The 19,774-nt window shown below is 72.9% G+C and carries 16 protein-coding genes; 10 read left to right on the top strand and 6 right to left on the bottom strand.

Annotation, left to right across the window (positions count from 1 at the left end; all coding sequences use genetic code 11):
- Positions 1–22: 22 nt before the first annotated feature.
- The 3 genes from ACZ6W9_RS27345 to ACZ6W9_RS27335 are packed head-to-tail and all read right to left on the bottom strand — an operon-like array spanning position 23 to position 3,368.
- Positions 23–1,096, bottom strand: coding sequence for a hypothetical protein (locus ACZ6W9_RS27345; RefSeq protein ID WP_389956937.1), 1,074 nt, complete (start codon positions 1,094–1,096; stop codon positions 23–25).
- A complete protein-coding gene (locus ACZ6W9_RS27340; RefSeq protein ID WP_389956934.1) occupies positions 1,093–2,430 on the bottom strand; it encodes a hypothetical protein in 1,338 nt (445 codons plus the stop codon). Before ACZ6W9_RS27340 ends, ACZ6W9_RS27345 begins: the two co-directional genes overlap by 4 nt.
- On the bottom strand, positions 2,424–3,368 hold the full coding sequence (locus tag ACZ6W9_RS27335) for a Wzz/FepE/Etk N-terminal domain-containing protein (RefSeq protein WP_470120317.1): 945 nt from the start codon (positions 3,366–3,368) through the stop codon (positions 2,424–2,426). Before ACZ6W9_RS27335 ends, ACZ6W9_RS27340 begins: the two co-directional genes overlap by 7 nt.
- 554 nt (positions 3,369–3,922) lie before the next feature.
- Here ACZ6W9_RS27335 and ACZ6W9_RS27330 point away from each other — a divergent pair.
- On the top strand, positions 3,923–5,017 hold the full coding sequence (locus tag ACZ6W9_RS27330) for a glycoside hydrolase family 26 protein (RefSeq protein ID WP_389956928.1): 1,095 nt from the start codon (positions 3,923–3,925) through the stop codon (positions 5,015–5,017).
- Here the strand turns inward: ACZ6W9_RS27330 and ACZ6W9_RS27325 are convergent.
- The 3 genes from ACZ6W9_RS27325 to ACZ6W9_RS27315 all read right to left on the bottom strand — a co-directional run bounded on the left by ACZ6W9_RS27325 (position 4,901) and on the right by ACZ6W9_RS27315 (position 7,962).
- Positions 4,901–5,854, bottom strand: coding sequence for a sulfite exporter TauE/SafE family protein (locus tag ACZ6W9_RS27325; protein ID WP_389956925.1), 954 nt, complete (start codon positions 5,852–5,854; stop codon positions 4,901–4,903). The genes ACZ6W9_RS27330 and ACZ6W9_RS27325 overlap by 117 nt on opposite strands.
- Before the next feature lie 30 nt (positions 5,855–5,884).
- A complete protein-coding gene (gene cysC, locus ACZ6W9_RS27320; RefSeq protein WP_389956922.1) occupies positions 5,885–7,132 on the bottom strand; it encodes an adenylyl-sulfate kinase in 1,248 nt (415 codons plus the stop codon).
- Between the two features lie 101 nt (positions 7,133–7,233).
- On the bottom strand, positions 7,234–7,962 hold the full coding sequence (locus tag ACZ6W9_RS27315) for a class I SAM-dependent methyltransferase (protein WP_362931072.1): 729 nt from the start codon (positions 7,960–7,962) through the stop codon (positions 7,234–7,236).
- 162 nt (positions 7,963–8,124) lie between these two features.
- On the opposite strand from ACZ6W9_RS27315, the gene mfd reads away from it, so the two are divergent.
- The 9 genes from mfd to ACZ6W9_RS27270 all read left to right on the top strand — a co-directional run bounded on the left by mfd (position 8,125) and on the right by ACZ6W9_RS27270 (position 19,701).
- Positions 8,125–11,694: a transcription-repair coupling factor gene (mfd, locus tag ACZ6W9_RS27310; RefSeq protein ID WP_470120313.1), complete on the top strand. Its 3,570-nt coding sequence runs from the start codon at positions 8,125–8,127 to the stop codon at positions 11,692–11,694.
- A gap of 122 nt (positions 11,695–11,816) precedes the next feature.
- Positions 11,817–12,437, top strand: coding sequence for a SurA N-terminal domain-containing protein (locus ACZ6W9_RS27305; RefSeq protein WP_389956915.1), 621 nt, complete (start codon positions 11,817–11,819; stop codon positions 12,435–12,437).
- A 161-nt stretch (positions 12,438–12,598) separates the two neighbouring features.
- Positions 12,599–13,627 carry a nucleoside triphosphate pyrophosphohydrolase gene (locus ACZ6W9_RS27300; protein WP_470120311.1) on the top strand — a complete coding sequence of 343 codons (1,029 nt, stop codon included), beginning with the start codon at positions 12,599–12,601 and terminating at the stop codon, positions 13,625–13,627.
- A 77-nt stretch (positions 13,628–13,704) separates the two neighbouring features.
- Positions 13,705–14,982: a phosphopyruvate hydratase gene (gene eno, locus ACZ6W9_RS27295; RefSeq protein WP_362931080.1), complete on the top strand. Its 1,278-nt coding sequence runs from the start codon at positions 13,705–13,707 to the stop codon at positions 14,980–14,982.
- 131 nt (positions 14,983–15,113) lie between these two features.
- The gene (locus ACZ6W9_RS27290) at positions 15,114–15,530 is read left to right on the top strand and encodes an FtsB family cell division protein (RefSeq protein WP_389956907.1); all 417 of its coding nucleotides are present in this window, start codon (positions 15,114–15,116) and stop codon (positions 15,528–15,530) included.
- The gene (locus ACZ6W9_RS27285) at positions 15,527–16,132 is read left to right on the top strand and encodes a DUF501 domain-containing protein (RefSeq protein ID WP_389956904.1); all 606 of its coding nucleotides are present in this window, start codon (positions 15,527–15,529) and stop codon (positions 16,130–16,132) included. Before ACZ6W9_RS27290 ends, ACZ6W9_RS27285 begins: the two co-directional genes overlap by 4 nt.
- Positions 16,129–17,100 carry a Ppx/GppA phosphatase family protein gene (locus ACZ6W9_RS27280; RefSeq protein WP_389956901.1) on the top strand — a complete coding sequence of 324 codons (972 nt, stop codon included), beginning with the start codon at positions 16,129–16,131 and terminating at the stop codon, positions 17,098–17,100. Before ACZ6W9_RS27285 ends, ACZ6W9_RS27280 begins: the two co-directional genes overlap by 4 nt.
- A 176-nt stretch (positions 17,101–17,276) precedes the next feature.
- The gene (locus ACZ6W9_RS27275; protein WP_389956898.1) at positions 17,277–18,662 is read left to right on the top strand and encodes a hypothetical protein; all 1,386 of its coding nucleotides are present in this window, start codon (positions 17,277–17,279) and stop codon (positions 18,660–18,662) included.
- A gap of 241 nt (positions 18,663–18,903) precedes the next feature.
- Positions 18,904–19,701, top strand: a complete 798-nt coding sequence (locus tag ACZ6W9_RS27270) for a uracil-DNA glycosylase (protein ID WP_389956895.1) — start codon at positions 18,904–18,906, stop codon at positions 19,699–19,701.
- Positions 19,702–19,774: the final 73 nt, after the last annotated feature.

The raw sequence follows: 19,774 nt of genomic DNA, 5'->3' as shown, positions 1-19,774 counted from the left end.
CCTTCGGAGAGGGGGAGGGGCCTCAGACGAGGGCCTCCTCGAAGTCGACGGCGGGGCCGAGCCACCGGGCGGGCGGGCCCAGAGGGGAGTGCCCGTCGGCGGCGTGCCGGTCGGCCAGGGCGATGAGGTAACGGGCGGCCGTCAGCCTGGCCTCGGCGGCGGTCAGCCCGAACGGCGCCAGGACGCGCAGCGCCCGGGTCACGCAGGCGCGGGCCGCGGTGGCGGGATCCGTACGGCGCAGCGCGCGCTGGAAGAAGTGGTGGACGGCGTCGAAGCCGAGCGGCACCCCGGTGGCGAACCGCTCCCAGTCCCACACCAGCAGCCGCCCGTCCGGGCCGCGCGCGATGTTCCACGGTGAGAAGTCACCGTGCCAGGCGAACCCGTCCGGTCCGTCGGCCGGGCCGTTCGGGAAGGCCGGGCCCCCTCCACCCACCGGGCCGTTTCCACCGACCGGATCCCCTTCGCCGGTCGGACCTCTCCCGCCGGACCCGGCCAGGTCGCCGGGCGGGCCGTTCCTGCGGGTCCGGCCGAGGCGGCCGATCTCGCCGACCGCCTCGGCGACCAGGTCCTCGGGCACCGGGCCGCGCCGTACGGGCAGCGGGGACAGCGCGAGCACCGACAGGCCGCGCCATGTCCCGTGGTGCAGCACGACCGGAGGGACGACGGTCTTCAGCGGCACGTCCGCCAGCAGGCCGAGCGCTCGGGCCTCGTTCGCGACGAGGGCGCGGGTGCGGCCGGTGTCTCCGATCTTCACGAAGGCGGCCAGGCCGTCCGGGGTGTGGGCCTCCAGGATCGGCTTGCGGTTGGCCCGCCGGGCCGGGCGGACGTGCAGCACGACCCGGACCGGCGCGCTCAGCGCCTCGCCGAGGTAGGTCTCGATGGTGTCCTCCCCGGAGGGGACCATGATCCTTCTGCCGGGGTGCCACCACCGCCGTGGCACGAGCCTGCGGGGGAGCACGGGGTGCGGGAGCAGGCTGTGGGGGCGGGCCTCGCCGTCGTCGGGGAACAGCAGGCGGACGGTCCGGTCGAGGTAGCGCAGCCGGGCCTGCGCGTCGCCGGCGCGGCTCGCTCGGTACTCGGTCCAGGGGCTGGTCAATCGAACGCGCCTCCTCCATGGACGGCCGGTCGGGGGCGGGCGGGGAACGGCGTGCCCTTCTGGTTGCGCCACAGGAGTGCGAAGGAGATCAGGTACAGGCCGAGCGGTGTGACCAGCCCGTCGTAGACGAACATGTAGAGCAGGGTGAGGATCATCACCAGGACCCCGGCCATTCCGATCGGGCTCCGGTCGCGCCAGTGGCGGCGGACGGCCCCGGCGAAGAAGGCCACGTACAGCGCGGCCCCGGTGAACCCCTGCGTGATCATCAGGTGCCAGAGCTGGCCGTCGCTGCCCAGCGGCGGGTGGCCGCAGGTGTCGCACCAGTCGGTCTTCCCGGTGGTGATCGTGCGGTGGTTGCCGGTGGCGTTGCGGGTGTTGCCGTAGCCGATCACCGGGGAGGTGCGTGCGGCGGCGACGGTGGCCGAGACGGTGAAGGCGCGGATGTCGTTGCTGTGCGGGTTGTCCAGACGCTGGGCGACCATCGTCCGCAACGGGGAGAGCAGGAACGCCAGCGCCGCCGCGGCGACGGCCGCGCAGAGCGCGGCGCGGGTCCGGCCGCGCAGGCGCAGCAGTAGGTACGCGACGCCGACGCCCAGGCCGATCCACAGCCCCCGGTTGAGGGAGTAGACGATCGGCACGGCGGCGAGCGCGAGCAGCGGCGGCACGGCCGGACGCCGGCGCGGCCCGCCGTACACCCACCAGCCGATCACGAACCAGACCAGCAGCACCGAGACGTTGCTGCCCCAGGCGTTGGCCCACTCGAAGGGCGCCTCCGGGCGCGGGGACGCGTGGCCGAGCACCTTCTGCACCTGCGCCGCGGTGGGGTGGATCAGGTTGTGGACGAAGGAGTTGCCGCTGACCGCCGCGGGCAGCAGCCGCTCGACCGGTGAGGTGAAGTCGGCGTGCGGGGCGACGACCCCCAGCAGGCCGCCCGCGACGGTCGTGACGAACAGCGCGCCCAGCATGCGGACCAGGGTGAGCTGGGGGAGCTCCCGCTCGGTCAGGTTGCCGAGATAGAGGACCATGATCGTCAGTGAGACGTAGAGGGCCAGGCGCATGAGGTATCCCGCGACCCGCCCGGGGCCGAACTCGCCGTAGGTGCCCGGGGGCATCTCGCCGAGCATGAGCGCGCTGACGAGGTATCCGGCCAGCAGCAGCAGCCAGAGCCCGAAGCCGCGCGGCGTCCTGATCGGCCGCCGCCGCCACAGGACCAGTGCCATCGCCGGGGCGAGCGCGACCACCGACAGCCCGCCGAGACCCAGAGCCCACCACAGCGGGTATCCCACCAGCAGCGCGGCGATCGGCCAGGCCGCGCGGTGCGGCACTTTCACCATCGGGCGGGCGCCTCTCCGGGCGCTTCTCCGAGCGCGACCGGGCGCCGGGCATCGGGGCGGGCGCCGGGACGGGGACGCAGACGGGGACGGGAACTCAGGCGGGGGCGGGGACGCAGGCGGGGACGGGCGACCGGGCGCTCGGGCAGCCATCGGGCGAGGCCCGCCCCGGCGAGCAGGCCGGTCATCAGGCCGCTGCCGAGGTACAGGGGAGGACTGGGCGCGCTGGGCCCGGCCGGTGGCACGGCGTCGCTGATCACGGACCCGGGGGTGACGGCGACGGTCCGCAGCGCGTCGTACCGGAGGGTCAGGCTCGCGGACTGGCGGCCCAGGACGCTCTGCCGGTGGGCGGCCAGGGTGCGCTCCGCGGTGCCCCTGGCCAGGCGGGGCAGCGCCGCCGCGCCCGACGCCAGGCTCGTGTTGACCTGGCGCAGCTTGGCCAGCAGCGCCCGCAGCTGCGCGTCTCGCGTCTGCTCCGCCGACTCGCCGCGGTTGGCGAGGTACGCCCTGGCGTAGGCGGAGGCCCCGGCCGCGGCCGCACGTGGGTCGGCGGCGGTGCAGGAGAGGTCGAGGACCGAGGTGTTGGGCGGGACGGAGACCTCGACGGGCCCGGGGGCGTGGCCGAGCAGGGCGCGGACCCGGGCCGCCACGACCGCGGACTTGGCGATCTGGGCCTCGGTGTCGAGGTTGAGCGCCTCTCGCTGGCGGCCGGTGACCTGGTTGACCTGCTCGGGGAGGCCGGTGGGGGAGACGAGCACCTGCGCGGAGGCGGTGTAGGAGGGTGGGACCACCCGGAGCAGGAGGCCGCCGCAGCCGAGACCGGCGGTGATGAAGATCAGCAGGATCGGCCACCTGCGGCGGAGCAGGGAGGCGTGGTCCGTGAGGTCTCCGCCGGGGCGGACGGGCGCGTCCGGGGACGGGCCCGGGTGGAACGCCGTCAATCGAACGCACCTCCTTCACGAGGATCGACGCGGGCCGGTCGGCGCGGGGCTTCCGGGACGCGTCGCCGCACCCTGGAACACCCTTCGCGAGGGGGCGTTCGGCATGCGCCCCTCTCGGGCGGGTCGACGCCTTGAGAACCCTAGGAACTATAGGTCGGCTTTCCGGTTTACCGGACCGATACACAAGATTTTCTTTAGATTGTTCTCGTCTATCGAGGTGTGATGACCAGCGTTTATCGGACATTTCTCATTCGTCGCCCTCGTGCGGTTCGGGTGCGCCGGAACCCGCGTCGTCCCGTCGTTTCCGCAGGCCGTACGGCCCGCGTTCGACGGCGGAGCCGATCGGCGGCCGGTGGCGGAACGGTTCGCCGCCGACGGCGGCGCGGCTCGGGGTGAGGTTCGGAGGAAAGGACCGTGGATGTGGCGGTACGGCCGGCGTGAAACCCGAAGGAAAGGACGGAGCGGTGGGCCGGAGAACAAATAGGGAGGCTGATTTGCCGCGAATATCGGGTTGTCCGGAAGTTTTCCGGAGAAAGGCAGTATTCGCCGTCTCCATGGTCTTGGCCCTCGCGCTGCTTCCGGCCCTCGGCGCCTGCGGCCCCGCCCCGGCCGGGGCCATCGGCCCGCCGTACCCGCCTCCGCCCGCGACGTCCTGCGCGGCCACCGCCATCCTCGTCCCGACCTGCGGGGCGTGGTGGGGCATCGCGCCGGAGGTCTTCACCGGGAGGTCCCCGGCGCGGGCGCTGGAGCGGGCCGAGGCCCGCGTGGGCCGCCGGGCCGGCATCGTGCACGTCTACCACCGGGGCGCGGAGCTGTTCCCCACCGCCGGGGAACGCTCGATCGCCGCCGGTCCCGGTGGCCCGCGGCTGCTGCTGGTCAACTGGAAGCCGTCCTTCGACCGCACCTGGGCCGAGATCGCCCGGGGCGCGCTGGACCGGCGGATCGACCGGCTGGCCGGGCACATCAGGCGGACCTTCCCCGGCAGGTTCTTCCTGACCGTCCATCACGAGCCGGAGAACGACGTGCGCGAGGAGCCCGGTTCGGGGATGACCGCCGCCGACTACGCGGCGATGTTCCGGCACGTGGTGACGCGCCTGCGTGAGCGGGGGGTGCGCAACGCGGTCACCGTCATGACCTACATGGGCGCGCCCAACTGGGCCGTCGCGCCGTGGTTCACGCGGCTCTACCCCGGCGACGACGTGGTCGACTGGGTCGCCCTGGACCCCTACCTGGACCCCTCGGCCGGGAGCCGGACGGGCTCTCCCGCCGGACCGGACCCCTTCCCTGGAACGGGCCCTTCCCCCGGGACGGGCGGCTTCGCCGGGCTGGTGGACCGGACGCGCCCGGACGCCGCCGGCTGGCCCGGGTTCCACCGCTGGATGCGGTGGCGCTTCCCGGACAAGCCGATCATGCTCGCCGAGTGGGGCGTGTTCGAGCGTCCCGGCAGGCCCGGCGCCAAGGCGGCGTTCTTCGCCGCGGTCCGCCGGGAGATGCGTCTCTATCCGCAGATCAAGGCGCTGGTGTACTTCGACTCACCGCGTGCGCCGCGCGGCGACACCCGCTTCGACGCCACCGCCGACGCGGCCCGCGCCTTCGCCGGCCTCGTCCACGACCCCTACCTCGGCGCCACCCCGGTGCCGCAGGAGTGACCAGCCCACGGCCCCGGCGGCCACCGCCGCGGCGAGGATCCACAGCAGGGCGGCGTTGCCCACGCCGAGGAGCTTCAGCGCCGAGGCCAGCAGCACCACCGCGAGGATCGCCCGGATCACCCCGCCGGGGGCCCGGGAGGAGATCCGCGCGCCGAGATAGACGCCGGGGATCGAGCCGGCCAGCAGCGAGGTGGTGAGGTCGAGCTGGAAGTCGCCGAACAGCAGGTGGCCCAGGGCGGCCGAGGCGACCAGCGGCACGGCCTGGACGAGGTCGGTGCCGACGAGCTGGTTGGACTTCAGCGCCGGGTAGAGGGCGAGCAGCGCCACGATGATCAGCGAGCCGGATCCCACGGAGGAGATGCCGACCACGATTCCACCGATCGTACCGACCAGTAAGGTCGGGATTGGGCGCACGACGATGGACCTCAGGTCCGCCGAGACGGGCCCTTCGCGCCGCGCCAGCCACGCCTTGGCGACCAGGCCCGCGACGGCCAGCAGCAGAGCGACGCCCAGGGCGTACTTGATCGTCTGCTGGATCGCCTCGCCGCCTGAGAACGCGCGGGCCACCAGCACCCCGCAGAACGCGCCCGGCACCGACCCGGCGCACAGCCAGCCGACGAGCCGCAGGCTGACCGTGCCGCGCCGCAGGTGGACGATCCCGCCCACCGGCTTCATCACGGCCGAGGCGACGAGGTCGCTGGAGACGGCGGCCAGCGGCGGGACGTTGAAGAACAGCATCATCATCGGCGTCATCAGCGCGCCGCCGCCCATGCCGGTCAGGCCGACGATGATCGCGACGAGGAAGGACCCGAGGGCCAGGGGGATGTCGATGTCCATGAGTCGCTCACCACTCCTCGGTAGGGGCCCTCAGCGGACCCACCCTCCACGGACCAGCGGATCGAGCACCCGGCCGACGGCGTCCTCGACGGAGACCCCGGTGGTGTCGATGACCAGGTCGGCGTCGTCGGGCTCCTCGTAGGGGTCGGAGACGCCGGTGAACTCGGGGATCAGCCCGGCGCGCGCCCTGGCGTACAGCCCCTTGCGGTCGCGCCGCTCGCACTCCTCCAGCGGCGTCGCCACGTGGACGAGCAGGAAGTCGGCGCCGACGTCCTCGACCATGGCGCGGACCTCGGCGCGGGTCGCGGCGTACGGCGCGATGGGGGCGCAGATCGCCAGCCCGCCGTGCCGGGCGACCTCGGCGGCGACGAACCCGATCCGGCGGATGTTGAGGTCGCGGTCCTGCCGGGAGAAGCTCAGCCCCGCCGACAGCAGGCGGCGCACCACGTCGCCGTCGAGGTAGGTCACCGTACGGCTGCCGCGCTCCAGCAGCGCGTCGCGCAGCCCCCGGGCGACGGTGGACTTGCCCGATCCGGACAGGCCGGTGAAGAAGACCACGAGTCCGCGGCGGTGCGGCGGGCCGGGGATGGTCACCGGCTCGGGACCGGCCAGGTGCTCGGCGGCGCCGTACGCCTCGGCCACCCGCTCGCGCAGCTCCAGGTCGACGGCCGCCTCCTCGCGGGGCGCGAGCGGCACCGCGGCCACGAGCGTGCCCTCCGGCAGCAGGTCGCGGGCGCGCAGCGCGGCGCGGACCACCGCGGGCCCGCCCTCGCCGAACACCAGGGGCAGCAGCAGGACGACCGCGTCCAGCTCCCGGGCGACGGCCCGGACCTCCTCCAGGTCGTCGAGCGGGCCGCGCATGGTGACGGCCAGCGCCGGCCGTCCGGCCAGCTCCTTGCGGACCTCCTCCGGCGTACGGCGCAGCCGGGCGAACGGCCCGTGCTCGGCCGCGCCCAGCGCCTCCACCGGTCCGGCGGCCAGGCCGTCGCGCCGCTCGGTGACGGTCAGCGCGGCCAGCGCGGCGCCCTCGGGGTCGCGGAGCGTGACGCGGTCGCCGGGGGCGGCCGGGTGGTCGCCGGGAAGGGCGAGTGTGACGGGCGCCGGCCACGGCGTGCCGTCGGTCAGCGTGCCGTGCCCGGCCACCGCGTGCGCGTCGGCCGGTCCCATGAAGCCGGTGAGCGGGTGGAACGCGCCCGAGAGCAGCAGCTCCAGGTCGGCCAGCTCGCGGGCGTCGGGGGTGTGCTCGTGCGCCGCCGTCTCCGCTGTCTCCGCCGTCATCTCCCCGCCATCCCCACGGCCTTGCTCCCTAATCCCGATCGACTTAGTCGGATTTCATCAGCTTACTCACAACCCGAGCGCCCGCACCAGCCCGCGGCCGGTCAGATCACCCGGGCGAAGTGGCTGTGCGGGTTGCGGATGACCATGATGATCTCATCGTGCGAGGCCGGGAACCTGCCCCTTGAGAGCTTCTCCACCGCGGAGCAGGCGAAGGCCGCCAGGCCCGCCATCCGTCCCCGCAGCGCCGGGCCGCTCCGCTGCGAGGCGTCGTCGGTGACCATCAGCCCCCGCGTCAGGCAGAAGGAGTGCATCCCCTGGCGGGACGTGACCGGCCGGTAGCGGGCCGGCAGCGGCCCCACGGCGTCCTTCGGGGCGAACCTGCGCCACAGCAGCCGCCGTAGCGGCGCGGGCAGCAGCCGGTCGCACGCGCCGTAGGCCGAGGACCGGTCGCGCATCCGCACCAGCAGCAGCCCGCCCGGGCGCAGGCCGGTCAGCAACCGGTCGAGCACCAGCTCGGGATGGTCCAGCCGTTCCAGCAGGAAGGGCACGTGCACGACGTCGAACGCCCGCGGCGGCACCGGCACCGTCCGCAGGTCGCCGAGCGTCCAGGAATCGAGATCCTTGCGGGCGGAGGTGCTCTCGCGCAGCACCGGAAGATCCTCGTCGATCCCGGTGACGCGCGCCTCGACCCGCTCCAGATCCAGCGGCTCTGGCCGGCCGCACCCGGCCACCAGGACGTCGAGCCGCCGCCCCGGCAGCCCCGCCCACTGCTCGCGGATGCGCCGACCGAACATGTCGTCGTGACCGACGACCGACCGTACCTCAGACATGTCACCGAGAGTAGTCAACACATGACGATTCGCCGTGCATTTACCACTCTCGACGAGGGACCGGCGTGTGCAAGTAGCCTTGGGACATCACCCCCGCGCCCGCCGGCCGGGGGCAGTCGTGTTTTCCATCGTGTTGCCATCGTGGGGCTGTGGGCGAAACTGATGAGCCTTTCCGGACTGCTTGACCTCGTCGTCTCCGAGCCGAAGCTGACCTCCGCGCTGGAGGGCGTGCGCGCGGGGGACCTCTCCGACGTGCCGCTGGTCGCTCCGCCGGCGCTGCGGCCGTTCGCGGTGGCCGCGCTGGCCCGCGACGGCGCCGAGGGGGGCGGACGCGCCGTGCTCGCGGTGACCGCCACCGGCCGCGAGGCCGAGGACCTCGCCGCCGCCGTCGCGAGCCTCCTCGACCCGGCCACGGTCGCGGTCTTCCCGGCCTGGGAGACGCTGCCGCACGAGCGGCTGTCGCCGCGCAGCGACACGGTGGGCCAGCGGCTGGCCGTACTGCGCAGGCTGGCGCACCCGGTCGAGGGCGACCCCGCCGCGGGCCCGCTGCGCGTGATCGTCGCGCCGGTCCGCGCGGTGCTCCAGCCGATCGTGCGCGGCCTGGGCGACCTCTCACCGGTACGGCTGCGCGCCGGTGACGACGCCGACCTCGACCAGGTCGTCGCCCGGCTCGTGGAGAACGGCTACAACCGCGTCGACATGGTCGAGAAGCGCGGCGAGGTGGCCGTCAGGGGCGGCCTGCTGGACGTCTTCCCGCCGACCGAGGAGCACCCGCTGCGGCTGGAGTTCTGGGGCGACTCGGTGGAGGAGATCCGCTGGTTCAAGGTCGCCGACCAGCGGTCGCTGGAGGTGGCCGAGGAAGGACTGTTCGCCGCGCCCTGCCGAGAGCTGCTGCTGACCGCCGACGTGCGCGACCGCGCCCGTGAGCTGGCGGAGAGCCACCCGGCGCTCGCGGAGATCCTCGACCAGCTCGCCGACGGCGTCGCCATGGAGGGCATGGAGGCGTTCGCGCCGGTCCTGGCCGGGGAGATGGATCTGCTGGTGGACCACCTGCCGGCCCGGTCGGCGGTGTTCGTCTGCGACCCGGAGCGCATCCGGGGCCGCGCCGACGACCTGGTGCGCACCAGCCAGGAGTTCCTGGAGGCGTCCTGGATCAACGCCGCCTCAGGCGGCGAGGCGCCGATCGACCTGGGGGCGGCGGCGTTCCGCACCCTGGAGGACGTCCGCGAGCGGGCCGGGCAGCTCGGCCAGCCGTGGTGGTCGATCGCGCCGTTCGGCGCCGGCGCGGACGGCGGGCCGGAGGACCCGGCGGGGGCCGTCCCGGACGGCGGGGCGGTGGTCCTGCCCGCGCGCGAGGCCGAGTCCTACCGCGGCGACACCCAGCGGGCGCTGAGCGACATCAAGGGCTGGCTGGACCAGGACAAGGTCGTCGTGCTGCTCAGCGAGGGGTACGGCCCCGCCGAGCGGATGGCCGAGCTGCTGCGCGGCGCGGACATGCCCGCCCGCCTGGAGCGCGACCTGGGCCACCGGCCGGAGCCGGGGGTCGTGCACGTCAGCACCGGCCTGGTCGAACACGGCTTCGTCAACTCCTTCCTGGCCGTGCTGACCCACCTGGACCTGGTCGGCCAGAAGGCGTCCACCAAGGACATGCGGCGCCTGCCGTCCAAGCGCCGCAACATGGTCGACCCGTTGCAGCTCAAGGTCGGCGACCACGTCGTGCACGAGCAGCACGGCGTGGGCCGCTACGTGGAGATGGTGCAGCGGACCGTGCAGGGCGCCACCCGCGAGTACCTCGTCATCGAGTACGCCAAGGGCGACCGCCTCTACGTCCCCACCGACCAGCTCGACGAGGTCACCCGCTACGTCGGCGGCGAGTCGCCCACCCTGAACCGGATGGGCGGCGCCGACTGGGCCAAGGCCAAGACCAAGGCGAAGAAGGCCGTCAAGGAGATCGCCGGGGAGCTGATCCGCCTCTACTCGGCCCGGATGGCCTCGCCCGGCCACGCGTTCGGCTCCGACACGCCCTGGCAGCGCGAGATGGAGGACGCCTTCCCCTACGCCGAGACCGGCGACCAGCTCGAAGCCATCGACGAGGTCAAGCGCGACATGGAGCGCGGCGTCCCCATGGACCGGCTGATCTGCGGCGACGTCGGCTACGGCAAGACCGAGATCGCGGTGCGCGCGGCGTTCAAGGCCGTGCAGGACGGCAAGCAGGTGGCGGTGCTGGTGCCCACCACGCTGCTGGTCCAGCAGCATCTGTCCACCTTCGCCGAGCGCTTCTCCGGCTTCCCGCTGAACGTGCGGCCGATGTCGCGCTTCCAGACCGACTCGGAGATCTCCGCGACCGTCGAGGGCATGCGCGACGGCACGGTGGACGTGGTGATCGGCACCCACCGGCTGTTCTCCCCGGAGGTCAGGTTCAAGGACCTCGGCCTGATCATCATCGACGAGGAGCAGCGGTTCGGCGTCGAGCACAAGGAGGCCATGAAGCACCTGCGGACCCAGGTCGACGTGCTGGCCATGTCCGCCACGCCGATCCCGCGCACCCTGGAGATGGGCCTGACCGGCATCCGCGAGATGTCGACGATCCTCACCCCGCCGGAGGAGCGCCACCCCATCCTGACCTTCGTCGGCCCCTACGACGAGCGGCAGATCGGCGCGGCGATCCGGCGCGAGCTGATGCGCGACGGCCAGGTCTTCTTCGTGCACAACCGCGTCTCCAGCATCGGCAAGGTCGCCGCGAGGCTGCGCGAGCTGGTGCCCGAGGCCAGGGTCGCCGTCGCCCACGGCCAGATGCAGGAGCACCAGCTTGAGAAGATCATGGTGGGCTTCTGGGAGCGTGAGTTCGACGTGCTCGTCTGCACCACGATCGTCGAGTCCGGGCTCGACGTGCCCAACGCCAACACGCTGATCGTGGACCGGGCCGACAACTACGGCCTGTCCCAGCTGCACCAGCTGCGCGGCCGGGTCGGCCGGGGCCGTGAGCGCGGCTACGCCTACTTCCTGTACCCGCCGGAGAAGCCGCTCACCGAGACCGCCCACGAGCGGCTGGCCACCATCTCCCAGCACACCGAGATGGGCGCGGGCATGTACGTGGCGATGAAGGACCTGGAGCTGCGCGGCGCGGGCAACATCCTCGGCGCCGAGCAGTCCGGATTCATCGCCGGCGTCGGCTTCGACCTCTACGTCCGGATGATGGCCGAGGCCGTCCAGGAGCAGAAGGCCAAGCTGTCCGGCGTGCCGGCCGAGGAGGCCGAGCGGCCGGAGGTCAAGGTCGAGCTGCCCGTCAACGCCCACATCCCGCACGACTACGTCACCTCCGAGCGGCTGCGCCTGGAGGCGTACAAGCGGATCGCCGCCGTCGCCTCCGACGCCCAGATCGCCGCGGTGCGCGACGAGCTCGTCGACCGGTACGGCAGGCCGCCCCAGCCGGTGGAGAACCTGCTGGAGGTCGCCCGCTTCCGGATCCGCGCCCGTACGGCCGGCCTGACCGAGGTCGCCCTGCAGGGCCAGAACATCAGGTTCGCCCCGGTGGACCTGAGGGACTCCCAGCAGGTGCGGCTGCAGCGCCTCTACCCCAAGGCGCTGCTGAAGCAGGCGGCCGGCACGCTGCTGGTGCCCGTCCCCAAGACCCGGCCGCTCGGCGGGCAGCCGCTGCGCGACCTGGACCTGCTGAAGTGGTGCGGCGACCTGGTCCAGGCGATGTTCCTGGAGGGCGCTCCGAAGTCGTAGCGGGTTCCTGGAGGGCGCTCCGGAGCCGTGGCGGCGGCGGACCCCCGGGGGAGCACCCGCCGGGGACGTCCCGGGGGCGCGTAGCGGTAAGGTAAGCGACGTTTGTCGTGAAGGGATCGCATGTGAAGTCGACTCGAGTTCGCGTCATCCTGGCGGTCATCGCCACCGGTGTCGCTCTGACGGCCTGCTCCCCCTCGCAGGTCGGCGCCGCCGCCGTCGTGGGCGGTGACCGGATCAGCTCCGGTGAGCTGGAGCGCAACGTCCGGGAGTACGAGGCCGCGCTGACCAAGGCGGGCCTGTCCCCGGCGCAGCTGCAGTTCCCCGGCAGCGTCCCGCAGGTGGTGCTCTACCAGCTCGCCACCGCCAGGCAGTACACCAAGGTCGCCGAGAAGAACGGCGTCACGGTCACCGACGGCGAGGTCGACCAGGCGATCAACACCCAGGGCGGCGCCGACCAGTACGGGCAGCAGCTCCTGCAGCAGGCCGTGGCGCCCTCGCAGGCGCGCGCCTACACCCGGGCGAGGCTGATGATCACCAAGCTCATGGCCAAGTACGGCGGCGGCGCCGACCAGGAGGCCCTGCAGCGCGGCCAGCAGCGGGTGGTCGAGGACCTGAAGTCCGTGCGGATCGAGTGGAACCCGCGGTACGGCAAGATCAACGCGCAGCCGAGCCAGGAGCAGCCGCAGATCTTCACGGCCGAGGACCGCTTCGGCAAGGCGCCGGAGGCCGCGCCCCTCCAGTGAGGTGGCCCCGCCGGGCTCCGGCTCGGCGGGATGAGCCCCGCCCCGGGGCCCGGACACGCGGGCGCCCCGCGCCGGGGCTCGTGACCGCGGTCCGCGGCGGTCCCGCCCGGGGCCCGGCGGCGGTGCGGGCCGCGCCGTGGACGCCGGATAACCTCGGGGACATGCCCCTGATCGTCGTCACCACCTCGCCCCGGGTCGCGCCGGGGCTGCTCAGCCGGCGCGCCTGGCAGGTCCTCCAGGAGGGCCCGGTGCTCACCCAGGCGGCCGGCCACCCGCTCCTGCCCTACCTCGCCGAGGCCGGGATCGCCGTCGAGGTCGTGACCGCCGACCCCGCCGCCCTGGTCAGGAGGGCGCAGGGCGAGAACGTCGTGTGGCTGGAGGCCGACGAGGCGCTGATGCGCTCGGTCGGCCACGCCGCGCTGGCGCTCGACGAGCCGCCGCTGATCGAGGTCGTCCCGGGCTCCTACGACCTGCCGGGGGCCCGGCTGCTGGACCTGGTGTCGGTGATGGACCGGCTGCGGACCGGCTGCCCGTGGGACGCGAAGCAGACCCACGAGTCGCTGGTGCCGTACCTCCTCGAAGAGGCGTACGAGGTGCTGGAGACCATCGAGGAGGGCGACCACGCGGCCCTGCGCGAGGAGCTGGGCGACCTGATGCTCCAGGTGGTGTTCCACGCCCGCGTCGCCCGCGACCGCCCGGACGCCGAGGGCGGCTTCGACATCGACGACGTGGCCGACGCGATCGTCGCGAAGCTGGTCCGGCGCCACCCGCACGTCTTCGCCGACGTCAAGGTCGAGGGCGCCGAGGACGTCAGCGACAACTGGGAGGTCATCAAGGCCGCCGAGCGCGCGGCGAAGAACGCCGGCGACGCGGGGTCGGTCCTGGACGGCGTCCCGATGGGCCAGCCCGCGCTCTCCCTCGCCGCCCAGCTCCTGCGGCGCGCCGACCGCGCCGGCGCCCCCGCCGCCCTCGCCTCCCCGGTCCGGGACGAGGCCGCCGAAGCCGGAGCCGCGCCCGCCGCGGCCGGAGGCGACCTCGGGGCCCGGCTCTTCGCACTGGTGCGGCAGGCGCACGAGGCGGGTCTCGACCCGGAGGCCGAGCTGCGCGCCGCGGCCCGCGCCTACCGCGACCGGGTCCGCACCTGGGAGACGAGGGAGACGGGTGACGAGGGCCGCCGTACCGGTGGGTAGGACGGCGGTCGCCGTGTCGCGGGGCGGGTCTCGGTAGGCTTCTGCGGCAAACTGTCCTGCGACTTTAGGAGTGCTTCGTGGCTTCCATCGAGGGCGTCACCGCTCGCGAGATCCTTGACTCCCGGGGCAACCCGACGGTCGAGGTCGACATCCTGCTGGACGACGGCAGCCAGGGCCGGGCCGCGGTGCCGAGCGGCGCGTCCACCGGCCAGTTCGAGGCCGTGGAGCTGCGCGACGGCGACGAGCGCTTCGGCGGTAAGGGCGTCGAGAAGGCCGTCCTCGGCGTGACCGACGAGATCGCCGACGAGATCGTCGGGTTCGACGCCGCCGAGCAGCGCACCATCGACCAGGTCATGATCGACCTGGACGGCACGCCGAACAAGTCCCGTCTGGGCGCCAACGCGATCCTGGGCGTCTCCCTGGCCGTGGCCAAGGCCGCCGCCGACAGCGCCGAGCTGCCGCTGTTCCGCTACCTCGGCGGTCCCAACGCGCACCTGCTGCCCGTGCCGATGATGAACATCCTCAACGGCGGCGCGCACGCCGACACGAACGTGGACATCCAGGAGTTCATGATCGCGCCGATCGGGGCGGAGACGTTCCGCGAGGCCGTGCGGATGGGCACCGAGGTCTACCACGCGCTCAAGGCGGTGCTGAAGGAGAAGGGCTACGCCACCGGCCTGGGCGACGAGGGCGGCTTCGCGCCGAACCTGCCGTCCAACCGCGACGCGCTGGACCTCATCCTGGTCGCGATCGAGAAGGCCGGCTACACGCCGGGCGAGGACGTCGCGCTGGCCCTCGACGTGGCCGCCTCGGAGTTCCACGAGAACGGCGTCTACACCATCGACGGCAAGGGGATGTCGGCCACCGAGCTGATCGCCTTCTACGAGGACCTCGTCGCGAACTACCCGCTGGTCTCCATCGAGGACCCGCTGGACGAGAGCGACTGGGAGGGCTGGAACGCCATCACGAAGGCCCTCGGCGACAAGGTGCAGCTCGTCGGCGACGACCTGTTCGTCACCAACCCCGAGCGGCTGGCCCGCGGCATCGCCGAGGGCACCGCCAACGCGCTGCTGGTCAAGGTCAACCAGATCGGCACCCTGACCGAGACCCTCGACGCGGTGGACCTGGCCCACCGCAGCGGCTACCGCTGCATGATGAGCCACCGCTCCGGCGAGACCGAGGACACCACCATCGCCGACCTCGCCGTGGCGACCAACTGCGGCCAGATCAAGACGGGCGCCCCGGCCCGCTCCGACCGCGTGGCCAAGTACAACCAGCTCCTGCGCATCGAGGAGCTTCTCGACGACGCCGCCCGCTACGCGGGTCGCGCCGCTTTCCCGAGGTTCCAGGGGTAGGTTCGCCTGTACGGCTTGCGCCCGGTTTGCCGGGGCACTGGCCGTACGCGAGGCAGGCCGGCCCCGCGGTCCTCACGCGAGGCCGGCCGTACGGACCCCGAGGGGCCCGGGGTGACGAGAGGCGGGTGGGTGTGTTGGCGAGACGGCCGCAGCTGACGGGGCGGGCCGCGGTGCTGGCGGTCGTGGTGTGCGCGATCGCGATGAGCCTCGCCTACCCGATCAGGGAGTACGTCGCGCAGCGCCGCCAGATCGCCCAGCTGGAGCAGGAGCAGGCCAGGGAGCAGGCCGCGATCAAGGCTCTGGACGACCGTCACCGGCGGCTCCTGGACCCCGGTTACATCAAGAAGGCGGCCAGGGAGCGGCTCTTCTACTGCGACCCCGGGCAGAAGTGCTACGTCGTGATGGGCGACGACCGCGCGGAGGAACGGCGGAAGAGCGCGGCGGGGACGAAGAAGGACGTGAAGGCGCCCTGGTACGAGACCCTGTGGCAGTCGGTCGAGGCGGCCGACACCGGCCGGGGCCGGAAGGCGGCCGGGGCCGGGGGATGACCCCGATACCCTTGGTGTCGTCTTTCTCAGGGGGTGTCACGGTGGTGGACGATCGCGATGTGGCGGCGGTGGAGCGGCAGCTCGGCCGGACGCCGCGTGGCCTGCGGGCGGTGGCGCACCGCTGCCCGTGCGGGCTGCCCGACGTGGTGGAGACCGCGCCGCGGCTGCCCGACGGGTCGCCGTTCCCGACGCTGTTCTACCTCACCTGCCCGAAGGCGGCATCCGCCATCGGGCGGCTGGAGACCTCCGGCCTGATGCGCGACATGCAGGCCAGGCTCGCCGACGACCCCGAGCTCGCCCGCGCCTACCAGGCCGCCCACGACGACTACGTCGCGCGCCGCGACGAGGCCGCCGTCGCGGACGGCCTCGATCCGCTGCCCAGGGACATGCAGAGCACCGGGGGCATGCCCGCCCGGGTCAAGTGCCTGCACGCCCTGGTCGCGCACGAGCTGGCGGTGCCGGGGAGCAACCCCTTCGGCCGCGAGGCGCTCGACGCGCTCGAAGCGCTCGGCGGGTGGTGGGCCGACGGGCCGTGCTGCCCCGCCCCCGAGTCCGGGCACGGAGCGGCCCCCGCCCCGACCACCGAACAGGAGACCCCTTGACCCGCGTCGCCGCGATCGACTGTGGCACCAACTCCGTCCGCCTGCTGGTCGCGGACGTCGCCCACGACACCCTGACCGACGTGGACCGGCGGATGGAGATCGTCCGGCTCGGGCAGGGCGTGGACGAGACCGGCCGGCTCGCCCCCGAGGCGCTGGAGCGCACGTTCGCCGCGATGCGCGGTTACGCCGGGCTCATCGAGCGGCACGGCGCGTCGGCGGTCCGCGTGGTGGCCACCAGTGCGACGAGGGACGCCGCCAACCGGCAGGACTTCGTGGACGGCGTGCGCGACATCTTCGGGGTGGAGCCCGAGGTGATCACGGGCGCCGAGGAGGCGCAGCTCTCCTTCGACGGCGCCACCCATGACCTCTCACGCCTCTCGCCCGAGACGGGACTGCCGTGCCCGGAGGGCACCCGCCCGCCGTACCTGGTGGTGGACATCGGCGGCGGCTCCACCGAGTTCGTGGTCGGCTCGACGCACGTGGAGGCCGCGCTGTCGGTGGACGTCGGCTGCGTGCGGCTGACCGAGCGGCACCTGCGCGGCGCGGGTGACCCGCCGTCCGCCGGGGTGGTCGAGGCGCTGGCGGCCGACGTCGACGACGCGCTCGACCGGGTGTCCGGTGAGGTACCGGTCGAGCGGGCGCTCACACTGGTGGGGCTCGCCGGGTCGGTGACGACGGTGGCGGGAATGGCGCTCGGCCTTCCGGAATACGACCCGCGGAAAATTCATCATTCGCGTATTCCGGCGACGCGGGTTCACGAAGTCTCCGCGCGACTGCTGGAGATGACGCACGACGAGCGGGCGGCGGTCCCGGTCATGCATCCCGGCAGGGTCGACGTCATCGTCGCCGGCGCGCTCATCCTCGACCGCGTGATGGAGCGGTACGGGTTCGCGGAGGTCGTGGTCAGCGAACACGACATTCTGGACGGAATCGCCTGGTCTATCGCCAAACCTGACAGAAGTATGTGAAACCACTACAGACTCTGGACAATTCTCCTATTGATGGGGTATTGAGGGGCCTTTCCGTTTATGGTTAGGTAAAGAAGCTTTAGTGAGGCTTTGCCGTGGGGCCCGGCACAGCTGTGCCGGGGCGGCAACCGTCTCCGAAGCGCTCTTCATGTTCCTAACGAACGGAGCAACCCCTCATGTCCGGACTAGCACGCAAGCTAGCCGTCCTGAGCGCCGGTACGGCCATGCTGGCGACCATGACGGCCGGACTGCTGGCCTCGCCCGCAGCGGCGGCCAGCGGTTCCACTCAGGCGCGGGCCTCGGCGGCCCACAGCGCCCCGAAGGCCGCGGTGTCGGTCGGCAGGCCCAAGGCCTCCCCGTCGAAGACCACCGACTGCCCCGTCAAGGTGACCTTCTCCTCGAAGATCAAGGTGAAGGCCTACGGCGGCAGGACGACCGTCGCCTACCGCTGGCTGCGCGGTGACGGCTCCAAGAGCGGCATCAAGAAGATCTCCATCAAGGGCAAGGGCGTCAAGTACATCGGCGTCAAGGAGTCCGCCACCTTCAAGGGCGGTGACCTCAAGAGCTGGAACTCGGTCCAGGTCCTGTCGCCGCGCAAGGTCACCTCGGCCAAGGGCTACTTCACCGTCGCCTGCGGTGAGGACAACGGCGACGGCGGCAAGGAAGAGGTCGTCAAGCCTCGTCCCCGTCACTGGACCTCCGCCCGCGTCTGGGTGGACGAGGGCGACTGCAAGGCCGTCGCGATCGGCCGGATCAGCACCTCCGGCAAGCGCTGGGTGCGCTACCAGTGGGTCGTCAACGGTCACGTCGTCGACCGCGACTCGGTCTACGTGAACGGCTCGCGCCGCGTCTACCAGGTGATCAAGCCGGGTCACGACCTTCGCGGCCAGGTGCGGCTGGAGATCCTCGGCTACCGCGGCGCGTCGGACGGCGCCTACTTCAGGATCCACTGTGAGGACCACTCGCCGCAGGTGAGCGCCTCCGTGAACGCCCCGGCCGACTACTCCGGCAGCTGCCCGGTCACCCGTACCTTCTCCGGCACCATCCGCGTCTCCGACGCCGACGGTCCGGTGCGGTACCGCTGGATCCGCGACGGCGTCGCCGGCTCCTGGGAGACCGTCTCCTTCTACGGCCACGGCGCGCAGAGCCGTACCGTGACCGACTCCTGGAAGGCGTCGGAGTCCGGCACCGCCCGGCGCGCGATCGACATCGCGGGCGGCCCGACCTCCGGCACCGTCTCGGCCAAGGTCGCCTGTGAGGCGGCCCCCGAGGCCAAGGCGTACATCTCCGGCGTCTCGGCCGAGCAGAAGGCGGGCACCTGCCCGGCGGCCACGGTCAGCGGCACCGGCAAGATCTACGCGACCGGTGCGATCACGGTCAAGTACGTCTGGAGCGTCAACGGCTCCGACGTGAAGTCGGGTGAGCTGACCTTCACCGGCGCCGGCGAGCAGACGGTGTCCTTCGACACCGGCTCCAACGGCACCAAGGCCGGCAGCGCCCGGCTGTCGATCGTCGGCGGCGGCAACTCGTCGGCCGAGTACAAGGCGGTCTGCGAGGCGTAGTCACGCGCCCGGCCGGATCCGGGCGGGCGGCGTGGGAACCTGACGCCCGTCCGGACGGGTCCGAGTGAGAACGAGAAGAGGAAGGCGGCGTCCGCGCTCAGCGGACGCCGCCTTTCCGTGTCCGCCTTCCGCGCCCGGTCTCCCGTTCCCACGCCCGTCCCCCCGTTCCCGTGCTCGTCTCTCGTGTCCCGTCCGCCGTTCCGGTCCTGGGCACCCCCTTCCGTCGGGCACCATCGAAGGCATGACCTGTGTTCCTCCAGGATCCGGCTGGCCGGGCGACCCGGCCCTGCCCGGCACCCCCGTCGCCCACGACGCCGCCGAGGTGGCCGAGCTGGCCCGGACGAGCGGCACGCTCGCCGAGCTGACGGCCCGGCAGTCGGTCTGCCGGGCCTGCCCGCGTCTGGTGGACTGGCGGGAGGAGGTCGCGACGGTCAAGCGGCGGGCGTTCGCCGGGGAGACCTACTGGGGCAGGCCCATCGCGGGCTGGGGCGAGGAGAAGCCCGGGATCCTCATCGTCGGGCTGGCGCCGGCGGCGCACGGCGGCAACCGCACCGGCCGGATCTTCACCGGCGACCGCAGCGGCGACTGGCTGTTCGCCTCGCTGTACCGCAACGGCCTCGCCGCCCAGGAGACCAGCGTCCACGCCGGTGACGGGCAGCGGCTCATCGGGGCGCGCATGGTGGCCGCCGTACGGTGCGCACCGCCCGCGAACAAGCCCGACCCGGCGGAGCGGGCGGCGTGCTTCCCGTGGCTGGCCGAGGAGATCGCGATGGTCGCCGGCAGCGTGCGGGTGGTGGTCGCGCTGGGCGGTTTCGCCTGGCAGGCGGTCTGGCCGGCGCTGCGGGAGGCCGGGTACGACCTGCCGCGTCCGCGGCCGGCCTTCGGGCACGGCGCCGAGGTGGAGATCTCCCGGGACGGCGCCCCCGCCCACCTGCTGGGGTGCTACCACCCGAGCCAGCAGAACACCTTCACCGGCAGGGTCACCGCGGCCATGCTCGACGCCCTCTTCGCCCGGGCGGCTGCGCTGAGTAAGTTGTGAAGTCAATCACAAACGGATAATTTCTCGCCCTCATGGGCGAGATGCGCAGTTTTTCCGGGTCGATCTGAGAAGA

Source organism: Streptosporangium sp. NPDC053982 (assembly GCF_055585205.1).
This window is presented reverse-complemented; position numbering and strand designations above follow the sequence as displayed.